This is a genomic window from Planomonospora sp. ID82291, assembly GCF_015711645.1.
Lineage (GTDB): Bacteria > Actinomycetota > Actinomycetes > Streptosporangiales > Streptosporangiaceae > Planomonospora.
The window spans coordinates 1,350,184-1,365,216 of the sequence record NZ_JABTEX010000001.1 but is presented as its reverse complement, the minus strand read 5'-3'; the positions used below and the strand labels follow the sequence as shown (position 1 = coordinate 1,365,216).

At 72.7% G+C, this 15,033-nt stretch carries 15 protein-coding genes; 4 read left to right on the top strand and 11 right to left on the bottom strand.

The genetic code is table 11. The features are described 5' to 3' along the window. Nucleotides 1-61 precede the first annotated feature (61 nt). Nucleotides 62-3,013 carry a glycoside hydrolase family 48 protein gene (locus tag HS045_RS05875; protein ID WP_196450112.1) on the bottom strand — a complete coding sequence of 984 codons (2,952 nt, stop codon included), beginning with the start codon at nt 3,011-3,013 and terminating at the stop codon, nt 62-64. 543 nt (nt 3,014-3,556) lie between these two features. Here HS045_RS05875 and HS045_RS05870 point away from each other — a divergent pair. Further along, nucleotides 3,557-3,940, top strand: coding sequence for an STAS domain-containing protein (locus tag HS045_RS05870; RefSeq protein WP_196450111.1), 384 nt, complete (start codon nt 3,557-3,559; stop codon nt 3,938-3,940). Between the two features lie 209 nt (nt 3,941-4,149). Here the strand turns inward: HS045_RS05870 and HS045_RS05865 are convergent, their stop codons facing one another. From HS045_RS05865 to HS045_RS05820, 10 genes are all read right to left on the bottom strand, one after another. Then, a complete protein-coding gene (locus tag HS045_RS05865; protein WP_196450110.1) occupies nt 4,150-5,646 on the bottom strand; it encodes a serine/threonine-protein kinase in 1,497 nt (498 codons plus the stop codon). Then, complete coding sequence (locus HS045_RS05860) at nt 5,633-6,637, bottom strand: LacI family DNA-binding transcriptional regulator (RefSeq protein WP_196450109.1); 1,005 nt, start codon at nt 6,635-6,637, stop codon at nt 5,633-5,635. The genes HS045_RS05865 and HS045_RS05860 overlap by 14 nt, the downstream gene beginning before the upstream one ends. 104 nt (nt 6,638-6,741) lie before the next feature. Further along, a complete protein-coding gene (locus HS045_RS05855; protein ID WP_307827393.1) occupies nt 6,742-7,296 on the bottom strand; it encodes a GNAT family protein in 555 nt (184 codons plus the stop codon). Nucleotides 7,297-7,425: 129 nt separating this feature from the next. Further along, nucleotides 7,426-7,752 (bottom strand): DUF2516 family protein, encoded by a 327-nt coding sequence (locus tag HS045_RS05850; RefSeq protein WP_196450108.1) that lies wholly within the window; start codon nt 7,750-7,752, stop codon nt 7,426-7,428. 335 nt (nt 7,753-8,087) lie between these two features. Then, nucleotides 8,088-8,567 carry a hypothetical protein gene (locus tag HS045_RS05845; protein WP_196450107.1) on the bottom strand — a complete coding sequence of 160 codons (480 nt, stop codon included), beginning with the start codon at nt 8,565-8,567 and terminating at the stop codon, nt 8,088-8,090. After that, nucleotides 8,564-9,097, bottom strand: coding sequence for a helix-turn-helix domain-containing protein (locus tag HS045_RS35775; protein WP_196450106.1), 534 nt, complete (start codon nt 9,095-9,097; stop codon nt 8,564-8,566). Before HS045_RS35775 ends, HS045_RS05845 begins: the two co-directional genes overlap by 4 nt. Nucleotides 9,098-9,184: 87 nt before the next feature. After that, a complete protein-coding gene (locus HS045_RS05835) occupies nt 9,185-10,111 on the bottom strand; it encodes a M56 family metallopeptidase (RefSeq protein WP_196450105.1) in 927 nt (308 codons plus the stop codon). Then, nucleotides 10,108-10,464: a BlaI/MecI/CopY family transcriptional regulator gene (locus HS045_RS05830; RefSeq protein ID WP_084008187.1), complete on the bottom strand. Its 357-nt coding sequence runs from the start codon at nt 10,462-10,464 to the stop codon at nt 10,108-10,110. The genes HS045_RS05835 and HS045_RS05830 overlap by 4 nt, the downstream gene beginning before the upstream one ends. 139 nt (nt 10,465-10,603) lie before the next feature. Beyond that, nucleotides 10,604-11,425 (bottom strand): class I SAM-dependent methyltransferase, encoded by an 822-nt coding sequence (locus tag HS045_RS05825; protein ID WP_196450104.1) that lies wholly within the window; start codon nt 11,423-11,425, stop codon nt 10,604-10,606. Between the two features lie 3 nt (nt 11,426-11,428). Further along, the gene (locus HS045_RS05820) at nt 11,429-12,172 is read right to left on the bottom strand and encodes an SDR family oxidoreductase (protein ID WP_196450103.1); all 744 of its coding nucleotides are present in this window, start codon (nt 12,170-12,172) and stop codon (nt 11,429-11,431) included. Nucleotides 12,173-12,281: 109 nt separating this feature from the next. On the opposite strand from HS045_RS05820, the gene mshA reads away from it, so the two are divergent. The 3 genes from mshA (at nt 12,282) to HS045_RS05805 (ending at nt 15,026) form a co-directional block, all read left to right on the top strand. Further along, nucleotides 12,282-13,562 carry a D-inositol-3-phosphate glycosyltransferase gene (mshA, locus tag HS045_RS05815; RefSeq protein WP_307827459.1) on the top strand — a complete coding sequence of 427 codons (1,281 nt, stop codon included), beginning with the start codon at nt 12,282-12,284 and terminating at the stop codon, nt 13,560-13,562. A gap of 87 nt (nt 13,563-13,649) precedes the next feature. Then, nucleotides 13,650-14,129 (top strand): YbjN domain-containing protein, encoded by a 480-nt coding sequence (locus tag HS045_RS05810; protein WP_196450102.1) that lies wholly within the window; start codon nt 13,650-13,652, stop codon nt 14,127-14,129. A 153-nt stretch (nt 14,130-14,282) separates the two neighbouring features. Further along, nucleotides 14,283-15,026: a phosphoglyceromutase gene (locus HS045_RS05805; RefSeq protein ID WP_196450101.1), complete on the top strand. Its 744-nt coding sequence runs from the start codon at nt 14,283-14,285 to the stop codon at nt 15,024-15,026. The last annotated feature ends 7 nt before the right edge of the window (nt 15,027-15,033 follow it).

The window sequence follows — 15,033 nt, the reverse complement described above, 5'->3', positions numbered from 1 at the left end:
GTCTTTCAGGCGCCGGGCCCGGGGTCAGGCGCCGGGCCCGGCGTCAGGGGTGCCGGGGGCGTCAGGGGAACAGCCGGCCGTACTCGGCGAGGGCGACGGCGACGTCGACCTGCGCCCAGAAGCGGTGGTACGTGAAGGTCGGCGCGGGGCCGGTGCCCTTCAGGTAGGCGTCCACCTTCGGCCAGTCCGGGTCGTTCTTGTAGAAGGAGCGGATGGACAGGAAGGTCGAGTTGCCGTCGATCACGTCGCCGTTGGGCATCTTGCCGGTCCAGCCCGGCGGGACGTAGACCGGGTCGTCGAGCCGGTTGTAGTCGGCCTTGGTCTCGGTGGTGGAGACGCCCTTGGCGTCCTGGTTGTTCTTCCACATGCCGTCGAGCAGGCCCTTGGCGATGTCCCGGGCCTTGGTGTCACCGGACTTGGCCGCGTAGTACATCAGCACCTTGGCGTAGGAGCCGGCCACGCCCACGTCGGTCGTGTAGTCCCGGATGCTGACGTGCAGCCCGGAGTTGGAGCCGGGGCTCGCCGGGTTCCAGGTGTCGGGCTGGCCGGTCCACACCAGCGTCGAGGGCATCTGGTAGGTCCCGTCGGCGTTGACCGTGGTGTTGTCGGTGGCCCACTTGACCCACTTGTCCAGCACGACCTTGGCGTCGGCGTTGCCGGTCGCGTAGTACAGCTCCGCGACCCGCTCCATCGACCACGCCTGGAAGCCGAACCACTGGTTCGACGGCGGGTCGTGGTAGACCGGCTGCCAGTCGTAGGCCATGCCGTAGAAGGTCGGCAGGGTCGACGGCGGGGTGGCGTAGTGGCCCTGCCAGCTGTTGGTCGCGCCGCCGGCGATCGCGCCCTCGGACGACTGCAGCCAGCGGTAGAACTCCAGCTGCCGCTTGGTGCTGATGGTCCAGTCCGCCACGGCGGTCGCGCCCTTGGGCTTGAGCGCGTCCACGTTGGACAGCACCCAGGCGGCCATCGGGTTCTGGTAGCCGGAGTGGTTGTGGCTGGAGCCGATCCGCCAGGCCCAGCCGGCGGCCGGGTCGGCCGCGCCGCCCCAGGCGTAGTACCAGCTCAGCAGGTAGGCGGAGCTGTCCTTGCCGGTGCCGGCCGGGCACGAGGTGCTGGTGCAGCCCTGCTTCTTGAAGTACTTGTCGTACATCGCGTAGCGCAGGTAGTCGCCCATCTTCGCGGCCTTGGCGACCGTCGCGGAGATCTGCGCCTCCTTGCCCTGCTCCTTGGCCCAGGTGTGCGCCCAGTAGGCCACCTGGACGGCGCGGGCGTCGGCGTCGGGGGCGTTGGTGTACTTCCACTGCTTGGCGTAGGAGGCGTCGCCGGTGAACAGGTCCAGGAAGCCGTTCTTGCCGCCGTGCTTGAAGGTGTCGCAGGACGGCTGCGGGATGGTCTCGAAGACCGACTCCTCCGGGCCGCGCTGGTAGGTGTTGATGTAGGCGGGCCTGGTGGTGCCGTCGCCGCAGCGGCCGAAGCCGTAGGTGTTGTCGACGTCCAGCAGCCAGTGCATGCCGTACACGTCGCTGGTGCCGTAGGCGCTCTTCAGCTCGTTCGCGATCGGGTCCACGCCGACGCTGACGCCGCCGTCCAGCTTCGACGGGTACTGCTTGATGTCGTCCCACTCACCGGCGTAGGTGGCGGGCTTGGACGGGTTGTAGAACGCGTTCGTCGGCTGGTCGGCCGTGGCCGGGATGATGTACTTCTCCATCGAGGCCCAGGCCGCGTTGAACCTGCTCCAGTCGCCCGTCACCTTGCCGTAGGCCGCCTCCAGCCACAGGTAGTAGCTGTAGGCCTCGGAGGTGGTCTCGTGCCCGTGGTCCGGCGCCTCGACCATGAAGGTCTCGACCGAGTGGTACGGCACGCCCTCCGGCGAGAAGTAGCCGTTGGCCGGGTCCTTGAGCTTGTTGTACATCGTGGTGAAGCGCTTGATGTACTCGTTGTCGCCGCCGGTTCCGTCGTTGTCCACCTCGGTGGCGGCGATCTTCGCCGCGGTGTGGCCGGTGGCGCTCGCGGTGAACTCGGCGCTGCCGGAGGCCTGGTCGGCGTCCTCCGCGGCCTTGATCTGGACCGTCTGCGCGGTGTTCCAGTTGGCCGGGGTGAACGTCAGCGAGGCGCCGGTGCCGACGGACAGGTCGGCGTCGCCGGAGGTCCGGGCGGTCGCCACGGTGACGTTCGCGCTCGGGGCCTTGGAGAGCTTGACCGCGACGGTCGCGGAGTCGCCCTCGGGGACGGCGACCGAGGCCGGGCCGACCACCACGGCGGGCGCGCTGTCGGGCGAGACGGTGATCCCGACCGGGTCGGAGGTCTTCGTCAGGCCCTTGTCGTCGGTGGCCTTGGCGGTCAGCGAGTAGCCGCCCGCCGCCATGCCGGTCCATTCGTAGGCGTACGGCGCGCTGGTGTCGCTGCCCAGCAGCGTGCCGCCGTTGTAGAACTCGACCTTGGCCACCGTGCCGTCGGCGTCGGCGGCGTCGGCGGTGATCTCCACCGTGGCGGGCGCGGTGAAGGTCGCCCCGGCGGCCGGCTTGGTGAGCTTCACCGACGGGGCCTGGTTGACGGGGTCGCCGCCGCCGCAGGTGACGCCGTTGACCGTGAAGGCGGCCGGCTTGGGGTTGCTCCCCGACCAGCTGCCGTTGAAGCCGATGCTGGTGGAGGCGCCGGTGGCGAGCCTGCCGTTCCAGTCCATGCTCTTGGCCGTGACCCCGGTGCCGCTCTGCGCCCAGGTGGCGCTCCAGCCCTGCACCAGCTTCTGGGTGGCGGTCGGGAAGTCGAAGCCGAGGGTCCAGCCGTCGAGCGGGTCGCCCAGGTTCTTGATCGTCACGCTGGCGGTGAAGCCGCCCTGCCAGTCGTTGGTCGAGTAGGCCACGTCGCACGAGACGGCCGCGAAGGCCGGGGAGGCCGCCAGGGCGGTCGTCGTACCGGCCGCCAGGCTGAGCAGGGCGAGGGTCGCGACCCGTCTCCGACCGCGTTGCCAACGGTGTGGGAGCGCTCCCGCTCGAATGGGGGATCTGTACATCGAAAAGGTCCTCCAGGGGTGGACCCGTCGTGATTCCGCTGGTGACGGCCTCGCGTCGGATCAGGCAGGGGAGAAGATGGGTGGGAGCGCTCCCAAACAGGATTCTGGAGTCCCTCCCCCGGATGTCAATGGTGTGTATCCCCGGTTACACCGGCGTTTCGTGTCAAGGGCCGGCAGGCTGCGGCGATCCGGACCGGGTGTTTTCCCCGCCGTGAAACTTTCAGTCGAGCGCTTGCTTCGCCGTCCGGGCGGTGCGGAGCCACCGGGCGGGGGCGGCCCTGAACGGCCCTGAACGGCCCGAGGCGCCGGGCGGGCTCCGGCCGGGCGGGTACGGCTCACCCGGCGGAACGGGTGAGGTGAAGATCTCAGCCGCGCGGTCCTCCGCGAGGTGAGGGGCGGACGTGCCCGTCCGGATGGGAAACACGCACTCCACCCGGGGCTGTGTTCGTTTGATCGCCCCTGTACGTTAGGCGGTAACGGCCATCGCGCCTGTCGCAACACCACGGCCGCTTTCCGCGGTAGAGCTTCAAAGGCAGGCGAACATTGACGAAGTTGTCCATCGAGGTGATCCCTCATCCCGCCTGCGCCGTCATCGCCGTCTCCGGAGACCTGGACAAGGTCTCGGCTCCGCAACTGGAGAAGGTGATCTCAGAGGTGCTGGGGGCCGGGCACGTCCATCTCATCATGGACGTCTCCACCCTGGGTTTCTGCGACTCCACAGGAGTCTGGTTGCTCCTGTCCGGCCTGCGCCGCTCCTTCGAGGCCGGAGGATGGCTCCGGTTGGCGGGCGTCCGCGGGTTCCTGCAGCGGCTCCTGGAGCTGACCCGGCTCAGCGAGGCGTTCCCCACCGATCCGACCGTCGCCGAGGCCATGCGTCACGTCCCGGCCCGGCGCTCCGGACAGGCCTCGCCCCCCGCGCCGGCCTGACGGACCGTTCCCCCGAGAGCCCTGTCCCCGCTCACGGGCCTCAGCTCCCGCCTGAGGGCCCTGCCCCCGCCCGAAGGCCTCATTCCCCGTCCGACGGCCCCGCCCTCGCCGGCAGGCCCCGTCGCCCCCGCCTGAGGGCCCTGTTCCCGCCCGGGGGCACTGTTCCCGCCCGGGGGGCGCGGGACGTGCGCGCCCCCCGGCGGGCCGTGCTACCCGGCCAGCAGCACGGCCATGGTCGTGAGCTGGGCGTTCAGCGACCTGTGCAGCCGTCCGGTGAGGGAGCCCTCCCGGTGCCGATCGGCGATCTTCTGCCGGACCGGGGTGAGGTCCCGGGCGCAGCAGACGCTGTTGGCCAGCACCTGGCGCAGGTCCAGCGCCACGTCCTGGCGGATCTCCCCCCTGCCCGCGCTCTGGGCCAGCAGGGCGTTGAAGCGCCGCACGCTCTCGTCCACCGTGGGCCGTGCGGCCCGTACGCTCTCCACCAGGAGCACCGTCGGCTCCGCGCTCGGCTCCCCGGCACCCGCCCTCCCGTCCTTCCCGGTGCCCGCCGCCCGGTCCCGTCCGGCGTCCGGGGCGTCGGCGTCCGCCGCCCGGCCCCGCCCGTCGTCCGCGGCGCCGGTGGGCTCGCCGGCCGGCGGTCCGGCGGTGCCGGTCCCCTCGTCGGGCTCTTCGGGTCGCCCGGAGGACGAAGGCGGAGCGGGCCCGTCCGTGGGGGCGGGACTCGGCCGGGCGGAGGGACCGAGGCCGGTGACGGCCCCGTTCCGCTCGCCGCCCACCTGGCCCCAGACGAGGAAACCGGTGACGATCACCAGGGCGGCGACGGCCGCCGCGCGGGGGACGACCCGGCGCGGCGGAGGCCGCTCCGTCCCCACGGGTCCGGACAGCGCCGCGGCCAGAGCGCCGGCCACCTCCTGGGCCTCCGGCCGGACCGCCGGATCGTGCGCCAGGCAGCGGCGGCACAGCGCCGCCACCTCGGGGGGCAGCCCCGGCACGCGCAGCTCGGGCGGAGGCCCTTCGCGCCGGGCGTTCTCGATCTCCTCCCAGGTCCGCTCCGGGTACGGCGTGGCGCCGGTGAGCATCTCGAAGAGCAGCACGCCCAGAGAGTAGACGTCGCTCGCGGGATCGGCGACCCGGCCGGTCAGGCGTTCCGGCGCCACGTAGGGCGGGGTGCCGTACTCGCCGGTGCGGTCGTCGTCCTCCTCTCCGACGAACGCCGCGATGCCGAAGTCGAGCAGCTTGGCGCCGTCCGAGGTCAGCAGCACGTTCTCGGCGGTGACGTCCCGGTGCACGACGCCCCGCTCGTGGGCGGCGGCCAGGACGGTGGCCAGCCTCGCGGCGACGGCCGCGGCCTCCGCCCAGGGCAGCGCTCCCCGGACGATCCGGTCGGCCAGCGGCCGGCCCTCCAGCAGCCGCATCACCACGTAGGCGGCGAGGCGGCCGTGGGAGGTCACGGTCTCGCCGTAGTCGTAGACCTCGATCGTGTCCGGGTGGATGAGACGCGCGGTGGCCCGGGCCTCGCGCCGGATGAGCTCGCGGTCCGCGCCGAGGTCCGCCTCCAGGATCTTGATCGCCACCATCCGCTGGAGGGACTGGTCGAACCCCCTCCACACGACGCTCATGCCGCCCCGGCCGATCTGCTCCATCAGCAGGTACCGGCGGGTGAGCACGTCGCCCGCGCGGAGCCCTCCGGGTTCAAGCAGATTCACGGACCACCAGCTCCGTCGGCAGCACCGGGTTGTTCCCGGTGCCCTCGGGAGAGTTCATCGCCCTCAGCAGCAGCCGGGTGGCGAGCGCGGCGAACTCCTCCACCGGCTGGCGCACCGTGGTCAGGGTGGGGGAGGTCCGCCGGGCGATGGGGGCGTCGTCGAAGCCGATCACGGCCACGTCGTCGGGCACCCGGCGGCCGGCCCGGCGCAGGGTCTGCACGGCCGCGGCGGCCATCACGTCGGAGGCGGCGAACACCGCGTCCAGGTGCGGCATCCTGCGCAGCAGCCACTGGGCGGCGTGCACGCCCGAGGAGTGGGTGAAGTCGCCGTACGCCACCGGGACGCCCGTCATGCCGGCCAGGGAGAGCGTCCGGGTGAAGCCCTCCAGCCGGTCCCGCGCGGCGGGGAGTCCGGGCGGGCCCGCGATGGCGGCGATGGACCGCCGCCCGCCGAGCAGCAGGTGCTCGGCGGCCTGCCGGCCGCCGTCGGCGTTGTCCATGTCCACGTACGGCAGGTCGATGCCGTCGGGGGCGCGGCCCGCGCTGCGCACCGGGACGCCGGAGGCGGCCAGGGTCACCACGAGCGGGTGCCGCTCCCGCGCGCCGATGAGCAGGACGCCGTCGACCCCGCCGGCGACGAGCTGCGGGGTGGCGATGGTGGAGGTGGCCGAGGTGGCGGTCATCACGGTGAGGGGGATCCCCTGGCCGGTGAGCACCTCCTCCGCCGCGGTGATCATCCTCGCGTAGAACGGCTCGGTGAAGAGCCGCTGTGCGGATTCGCAGACGACCACGGCCACGGTCTGGTCGCACCGCCGTCCGGATCCGCCCCGGGGCGCGCGGTGGCGCACGTAACCGAGACGGGAGATGGCGTCGTGCACCTGTCGCCGGGTCGAGGTGCTGACCCTGACAGAGCCGGTGAGGACCCGGGACGCCGTTGCCGGCGACACACCTGCTTCTGCGGCGACCTGGGCGAGTGTGGGCACATCAGACATAACTTCCTCCACACCTAGTTCCGTGCAGGTGGGAGCGCTCCCAGTGAACGTAGCATTGTTTCGGAAGTGTCAACAGACGTTTCCGAAAAATCATGCGATGTCTGTCAGATGTTCTTGACGTTCCAGTCAGAAGCGAGCATCGACATGATGATCGAGTCATGCCGTTCCCCTTTCCAGAGGAGGGCGTCCCGGCGGACCCCCTCCTGCACGAAACCGACCTTCCGGTAGACGTGGGCGGCCCGGTCGTTGAAGTCGAAGACCTCCAGCTCGATCCGGTGCAGCTCCGTGGCGGTGAACGCGTGGTCGAGCACGAGCCGGATCGCCTCCGTGCCGTAGCCCCTGCCGAACGCGCGCGGGCCGACCAGGGCGATCCGCAGGTTGCAGGAGAGGTTGGCGGCGTCCAGGTCGTTGAGCACCACCTCGCCGACGTAGGAGTCGTCCTCGGCGGCGCAGATCGCCAGGTCCAGGCGGTCGTCGTGCTCGCCGCGGGAGCCGTACCAGAGCGCGGCGGCCTGGTAGGCGAACGTCCCGTGGGAGCCGGTCAGCCGCGCGATGTCCGGATCGTTGACGAGCTCCCAGAGCCCGTCGACGTGCTCCGGACCGACGGGCCGGAGCGTCACGCGCTCTCCGCGGAGGGTGGGCTTGTCGGCGAATATCACCCCGCGTGTCTACCGTCTCGGGGACGTTACGGGCAAGCCCGGACTCGACGGACTATCTTCACAATGAGGCAGAAGGCCATCTTTTCAGGGCAGGCTCGGGCGCTTTTCGGGGCGGGCTCGGACGGGCCTTCACCAGGGGCCGTAGGGGCCCGAATTGCCGCCCTTGCCGACCTCCCGTACGGCGGGCCGCACGTCGGCGAGGTAGACGCCCGCGGCGACCACGGAGATGATCACCAGGAAGCCGATGCTGTTGAGGTACCCCACGGCGCCGGCGAAGGAGAACAGCGTCGCGAAACCCAGGATGAGCAGCCACACCTGCTTGCTCTGCTTGCCGGTGACCGCGAAGGCCCGCGCGGGGGTCTTGATCGCGTGGACGAGGGCCCAGGTGGAGAGGATGAAGGCCCCGATGCCCAGGATCAGGAAGATCAGGTCCAGGACACCGTAAATCTGGAACATCGTCCCTCCAGGGGGATCGCCGCACCGGTCGTCCCCAGACTAGGCGATGCCGCGCACCCGCCGGTAAGCCCTTTTCCCGGTCCCGGTCCCGGTCCCGGTCCCGGCCGCCCGGTCCGCCCGGCGCGCCCGGGGCTCACGCCGGACACGCCGGACGCGCCGGGCGGCCGGGAACGGCGGGACCCGCCCCGGCGGTGCCGGGACGGGTCCTGCTGCGGTCCTGCGCGGGCTCTGCGCCGCGGACGGGGTCCGCGGCCCTCAGACGGAGGTCAGGCCGCGGGAGGCCTCGGTGGCGGAAGGCCCTCCAGGCGCCGCCGTCCGCGGCCCTCAGGCGGAGGTCAGGCCTTCACCGCGTTCTTCGGGGCGCGGGCGTTCTTCCTGGGGGCGGTGACGGCGGGGGCGGGGGTGGCGGCGATCGCCGGCTCGGCGTTCTCGGAGACCTCCTCCAGCTCCAGGGCGGCCTCGCCGCTCACCTTGGAGACGACCTTGCGCCCGCGGGTGGCGAACTCCTCGTAGAGCTCGTTCGCGATGGCGGTCAGCTGGTCGGCGTAGTCGCGCGCCTTGACGGGCAGGTCCTTGGCGTAGACCTCGGCCTTGCCGCCGAACTCCTTGGCGTAGACCTCGGCCTTGCCCGCGATCTGCCGGGCCTTGACGGGCAGGTCCCTGGCGACCTCGCGGATCTCCTCGCGGCGGCTCTGCAGGCGCTGCACCTGCTCGGGCAGCTCGCGCAGCTTCTCCACCGCGAAGTCGCCGGCCCCGGCGACGGCGTAGAACGGCTTGGAGTCGGTGATCTTCTTGACTTCGGTGGCCAGTGTCATGAGTTACCCTTTCCTGGTTTCGGTTCGGTCGTACCGTTCGCCGAGGACGCCGTGTAGGGCTTCAACGCGGCGGCGAACTCCTCGGGGAGCGGCCCCTCGTCGTCCGGTGGGGAGACCGTGTCGCCGGTCTGGGGCTCCGGTGCGGGATGCGCGCTCTTGGTGGTCCGCGCGTCCTCGTCCGGGGCCCCGGCCCGGTTCTCCTTGCGGAACGACTCGTAGATGTCGATCAGCACCTGGCGTTGCCGCTCGGTGATGAGGGTGTCGGCCCGGATGGCGGTCAGCACGTCGCTGTCCGGCTCGCGGTCCTCGATGAGGCCGGCCTGGACGTACAGCGCCTGCGCGGAGATCTGCAGCCCCTTGGCGATCTGGTTCAGGATCTCCGCGCTGGGCTTGCGCAGGCCCCGCTCGATCTGGCTGAGGTAGGGGTTGGAGACCCCGGCCGCGGCGGCCAGCTGGCGCAGGGAGATCTTCGCCTGCGTGCGCTGCTCGCGGATGTACTCGCCGATCGAGCCGACCTTCGGTAGTGCCATGCCTCGATTCTGCCCCATGCCGCTTGCAGTTGCAAACACGTTGGCTAACGCCAGCAAGCGTTCAAATGTGCGTCATCAGGGCCCTGATCAGTGCGGCACCAGCCAGAGCAACGGTGCGGAGGCGGTCAATGTGACGGAGAACACCACGACGCCGTAGCGGACCCGGCGGGGGAGCCGGGGCCCCGGCGAGACCAGGCGCTGGACCCGGGCCATCACCGCGGAGGAGGGGCTCAGGGCGCCCAGCGCCCCGTGCGGGGTGGGCACGGCGCCGGCCGTGCCGAACCGGAGCAGGGCGGTGGCCAGGCGGCGGGGCGAGCAGGAGCGCCGGGCGGCGTCGTCGGCGGCCATCTCCACCAGCAGGGCCACCTCGTGCTGGGCGTCCCGCACCGTGCGGGACCAGGGCAGCGCCCGGCGCAGCGCGGCGAACGGGAGCAGGACCAGGTCGTGCCGCTCGCGCACGTGGGCGACCTCGTGCGCCAGGACGGCGTGCAGCTCGTCCGGGGAGAGCAGCTTCAGCGCGCCCTCGCTCACCACGACCTGGGAGCGCAGGCCCGGCACGCAGTAGGCGGCGGCGCCCGGGTGGTCGACCACGTGCACGCCGGGGACCCCGGGGTCCTTCCGGGCGATGAGGCTCAGCAGGGTGCGGTGGCGGCGGCGGGCGCGGAACGTCTGCAGGCCCGCGGTCAGCAGCACCACGACCAGCACGGTGAGCACGCTCAGCCCGGCGATGAGGGCGAAGATCTGCGGCAGGCCGTACGGCCCGCGCGGGTCGTACCCGCCCTCGACGGCGGAGGCCGCGAAGGCGCCCAGGCCGTGCAGCACGCCCCGGCCGTAGGGCTCCAGGGCGTAGGCGAGCAGCGCCCCGGTGCCGGCCAGGCCCCAGGTCACCCCCAGGGACTGCCACAGGACGATGGCCACGTGCGGGGCGCGGTAGGTCCACCGCGCCCGGACCAGCCGCCAGGCTCCGACCGCGCAGACCGAGGCGAGGAACGCCAGGGCTGCCGCGGTGATCACTCGTCCTCCAGCTCCGTCAGGGCTCTGCGCAGGATCTCGGCTTCGGACCCGGAGACGGCCTGGGCGAAACGGGTGAGGGCGGCCGACCGGTCTCCGGTCATGTCGAGCGCCTCCAGCATAAGCTCCGCGACGTAGGCGTCGCGGCTCGCCGCGGCCGCGTAGCGCCACGCGCGCCCGTCCCGGGTGCGGATCAGGAAGCCCTTGCGGGTCAGCCGGTCGAGCACGGTCATCACCGTCGTGGGAGCGAGGTCGCGCTCCTCGATGAGGCGCCCCACCTCGCGGGCCGTCACCGCGGACGGCTGCGCCCAGATGATGTCCATGATGCTGCGTTCAAGCTCACCGAGACCCTTCACACGAACAAGCCTAACCCCGCACCACGTCGGGTAGTACTACGGGCTGTCGAGCTCTGGCCTGGAGGAAGGTCCCGGCGGAGAGGCCGGACGGAGAGGCCGGACGGAGACCCGGTCCCCGGGCGGGTCCGCCCCCGGCGGGTCAGGCCCCGGGCCGCCCGGGTCCCGCCGGGGCGACGGCCGCCCACGGCACGGTGACCTCGCCGAGCCGCCAGCGGGACCGGCCGCCGAGCGGAGGGTGCGGGAAGACCGGCCAGGCGGCGCGGAGCGCCTCCACCGCGGCGATCCAGCGCTGGCGCGCGCCGTACGGGGCCAGCGGGGCGCTGACCGCCCAGGCCCGGTCGAAGTCCCGCAGGAAGGCGTGGACCGGCTCGCCCGGCACGTTGCGGTGGATGAGCGTCTTGGGCAGGCGCTCGGCCAGGTCCGAGGGGCGCTCGAAGGCGTCGAACCGGGCGGACAGGGTCAGCGTCCGGGGCCCGGAGGCGTCCAGGGCGACCCAGGCGGCGCGGTGCCCGACCTCCGAGCAGGTCCCCTCGACGATCATCCCGCCCGGGTCGAGCCCGGACCTGAGCAGGTCCCAGTGCGCCCACGCCTCCGCCTCGCCGTACTGCCGCAGCACGTTGAAGGCCCGCACCAGCAGCGGCGGCCGGTCCACCGGGAGCTCGAAGCCGCCCAGCCGGAACGCGAGGCCCGGGCGCTCGTACGGCCGGGCGGCGGCGACCCGGGCCGGGTCGATCTCGATCCCGGTGACCTCGACGTCCGGGCGGACCCGGCGCAGCCGCAGGAACAGCTCCAGCGTCGTGGTGTGCGAGGCCCCGTAGCCGAGGTCGACGACCAGGGGCCGGTCGGCGGAGCGGAGCATCGGCCCGCAGACCGCGGCGACCCAGCGGTCGGACCGCCGCAGCCGGTTGTGGCCGGTCGTGCCGCGGGTGATCGCGCCGACCGGCCTCCTGGGACGCGCCACCGGTCAGGAGGGGACGCGGTGGATCTTGTGCTGCGCGGCCTGCGCGCGAGGGCGGATGACCAGCCGGTCGATGTTCACGTTCCACGGGCGGGTGACGCACCAGGCCACGGCGTCGGCGACGTCGTCGGCCGAGAGCGGGCCGGGCACGCCCTGGTAGACCTTCTCGGCCCGCTCGGCGTCGCCGCGGAAGCGGGTCAGCGAGAACTCCTCGGTGTGGACCATGCCGGGGGCGATCTCGACGACCCGGACGGGCTCGCCGCACAGCTCCAGCCGGAGCACCTCGGTCATCGAGGTCTGCGCGTGCTTGGCCGCGTTGTAGCCGCCGCCGCCCTCGTAGGAGACCAGCCCCGCCACCGAGGTCAGCATCACCAGCACGCCGTCGCCGGAGGCGGTCAGCTTCGGCAGCAGGGCCTGGGCGACCCGGAGCGAGCCGAGCACGTTGACCTCGTACATCCGCTGCCAGTCGGCCGGGTCGCCGGAGGCCACCGGCTCCAGGCCGATCGCGCCCCCGGCGTTGTTGACCAGCACGTCGCAGCGGTCCAGGGCGGCGGCCAGCTCCGCCACCGACTCCGGGGAGGTCACGTCCAGGGTCGCCGGGCGGATCCCCGGCACCTCGGCGGCCAGCTCGTCCAGCCGGTCCCGGCGGCGGGCCGCCGCCACCACGTCGAAGCCCTCCCGGGCCAGCCGGCGGGCCGTCGCCGCGCCGATGCCGCTGCTGGCCCCCGTCACCACAGCCGTCTTCTTCATGACCAGCCATCCTGCCAGCACCGCCGGAGACCGCCCCAGGTGCCCCGGGATATCCGGAGATCATGGGAATGTGAGGAAGATATGGGGGGTTATATCCGTCTCGGAGGTGGTGTCGGTGAGGCGACGACGGGTCAACCGGGTCGCGACGATCAGCATGCACACGTCCCCCCTGGACCAGCCGGGCACCGGGGACGCGGGCGGGATGAACGTCTACATCGTGGAGGCGGCCAAGCGCCTGGCCGAGCTGGGCGTCGAGGTGGAGATCTTCACCCGGCAGACGGCCAGGGACCTGCCGCCGGTCGCCGAGATCGTCCCCGGGGTCTCGGTCCGGCACGTCACCGCCGGACCGTACGAGGAGCTCGACAAGGGCGACCTGCCCGGCCAGCTCTGCGCCTTCCTGTCCGGCGTGCTGCGCACCGAGGCGATGTACGACCCGGGCCGCTACGACGTCATCCACTCCCACTACTGGCTCTCCGGCCAGGTGGGCTGGCTGGCCAAGGAACGCTGGGGCGTGCCGCTGGTGCACACCATGCACACCATGGCGAAGGTCAAGAACAGCCTGCTCGCCGAGGACGACCGGCCCGAGCCCACCGCCCGCGTGCTGGGCGAGGAGCAGGTCGTCGACGTCGCCGACCGGCTGGTGGCCAACACCCCGACCGAGGCCGCCGAGCTCGTCGAGCTGTACGGCGCCGCCCCCGGCCGCGTCGAGGTCGTCAACCCCGGGGTGAACCTCGCCGTCTTCCGGCCCGGCCCCCGCGGCGCGGCCCGCCGCCGGCTGGGCGTGCCGCGCGACGCCCTCATGCTGCTGTTCGTGGGCCGGGTGCAGCCGCTCAAGGCCCCGGACGTGCTGCTGCGCGCCGCCGCCCGGATGCTCGACGAGGACCCCTCGCTCCGGTCGCGGCTCGTCGTCGCCTGCGTCGGCGGGCCCAGCGGCAACGGCCTGGCCCGCCCCTCCCACCTGACCGACCTGGCCGCGCGGCTCGGCATCGCGGACGTGGTCAGGATCGTGCCCCCGGCCCCCCAGCGCGAGCTGGCCGACTGGTACCGCGCCGCCGACGTGACCGTCGTGCCCTCGCACAGCGAGTCGTTCGGCCTGGTCGCGCTGGAGTCCCAGGCGTGCGGCACCCCCGTCGCCGCGGCCTCCGTGGGCGGGCTGCGCACCGCCGTGCGCGACGGCGTGTCGGGCGTGCTCGTCGAGGGGCACGACCCGCACGACTGGGCCCGCGTCCTCGGCCGGTTCGTGCGCCTGCCCGCCTGGCGCGAGGAGCTGTCCGCGGGCGCGGTCGCCCAGGCCGCCGCCTTCGGCTGGTCGGCGACCGCGGCCCGGCTCGCGGAGGTCTACGCCGGGGCCATGGCGCACCTGCACCGCGTCCCGGTCGCGGTGCCCTGACGGCGTCCCGGTCGCGGTGCCCTGACGGCGTCCCGGTCGCGGTGCCCTGACCGCGGGGCGGGTCCGCGCGCTCGTAGGGTGGGGTCCATGCGCGAAGTGATCGAGACGGCGCTCAAGGGCGCCGAGGTCTCCTTCGAGGAGCCCCGGCCGGGCGCCTTCCTGGTGAGGCTGCCCGGCCAGCACAAGCTCGCCACGATGACCTGGCTGATCGTCGGCGACCGGGCGCTGCACGTCGAGGCGTTCTTCTGCCGCCAGCCCGACGAGAACCACGCCGAGTTCTACCGCTGGCTGCTCACCAGGAACGGCTCCATGTACGGCGTGCACTTCGCCCTCGACCCGGTCGGCGACGTCTACCTGGTGGGGCGGATCGCCCTGTCGGCGGTGTCGGAGGAGGAGATCGACCGGCTGCTCGGCTGCGTGCTCACCTACTCCGACGAGGGCTTCGACCGGGCGCTGGAGCTGGGCTTCGCCTCCTCCATCCGCAAGGAGTGGGAGTGGCGGGCCAAGCGGGGGGAGTCCCTGGCCAACCTGCAGGCGTTCGCCCGTTTCGCCGACCCGGACCGCTGAGGCCCCCGCCGGGCCGCCTGCCGGGCCGCCCGGCTCGGTCGCCGCGTCCGGTGCGGGGCCGGACCGGTCCGCCGGGAAGCCGGTGCGGTGGGTCGGTGCGGGCGGCCGGTGCGGTGGGCGGGGCGGTCCGCGGCTCTGGCTAAGCTGGGTCCCATGGCGACTTTGGTGCTGCTAAGGCACGGTGAGAGCGAGTGGAACGCCAAGGGTCTGTTCACCGGCTGGGTGGACGCGGGACTCTCGGCCACGGGCGAGGAGGAGGCACGGCGCGGCGGGCGCCTGCTGCTGGAGGCCGGGGTGCGACCCGACGTGGTGCACACCTCGCTGCTGAGCCGGGCGATCCAGACGGCGAACCTCGCGCTGGGCGCGGCGGACCTGCTCTGGCTGCCCGTCACCCGGTCGTGGCGGCTCAACGAGCGCCACTACGGCGCGCTCCAGGGCAAGGACAAGGCGCAGACTCGCGAGCAGTTCGGCGACGAGCAGTTCATGCTCTGGCGCCGCTCCTACGACGTCCCGCCGCCGCCGATCGCCGACGACGACGAGTACTCCCAGGTCGGCGACGCCCGCTACGCGCTCCTGCCCGGCGAGCTGATGCCGCGGACCGAGTGCCTCAAGGACGTCGTCGAGCGCATGCTGCCGTACTGGTACGACCGGATCGTGCCGGACCTGGCGGCGGGCCGGACCGTCCTCGTCGTCGCGCACGGCAACTCGCTCCGCGCGCTGGTCAAGCACCTGGACGGGATCGGCGACGACGAGATCGCCGGACTCAACATCCCCACCGGGATCCCGCTCCGCTACGAGCTGGACGACGACTTCCGGCCGCTCGCCAAGGGCGGCCTCTACCTCGACCCGGAGGCGGCCGAGGCGGCCATCCAGGCGGTGGCCAACCAGGGCAGGTGACCGGCCG

Excerpts from the sequence above, each read along its gene's own strand:
- HS045_RS05875 (WP_196450112.1), bottom strand. The coding sequence starts at position 3,013 with ATGTACAGATCCCCCATTCGAGCGGGAGCGCTCCCACACCGTTGGCAA.
- HS045_RS05860 (WP_196450109.1), bottom strand. The coding sequence starts at position 6,637 with ATGTCTGATGTGCCCACACTCGCCCAGGTCGCCGCAGAAGCAGGTGTG.
- HS045_RS05850 (WP_196450108.1), bottom strand. The coding sequence starts at position 7,752 with ATGTTCCAGATTTACGGTGTCCTGGACCTGATCTTCCTGATCCTGGGC.
- HS045_RS05845 (WP_196450107.1), bottom strand. The coding sequence starts at position 8,567 with ATGACACTGGCCACCGAAGTCAAGAAGATCACCGACTCCAAGCCGTTC.
- HS045_RS35775 (WP_196450106.1), bottom strand. The coding sequence starts at position 9,097 with ATGGCACTACCGAAGGTCGGCTCGATCGGCGAGTACATCCGCGAGCAG.
- HS045_RS05820 (WP_196450103.1), bottom strand. The coding sequence starts at position 12,172 with ATGAAGAAGACGGCTGTGGTGACGGGGGCCAGCAGCGGCATCGGCGCG.
- HS045_RS05810 (WP_196450102.1), top strand. The coding sequence starts at position 13,650 with ATGCGCGAAGTGATCGAGACGGCGCTCAAGGGCGCCGAGGTCTCCTTC.
- HS045_RS05805 (WP_196450101.1), top strand. The coding sequence starts at position 14,283 with ATGGCGACTTTGGTGCTGCTAAGGCACGGTGAGAGCGAGTGGAACGCC.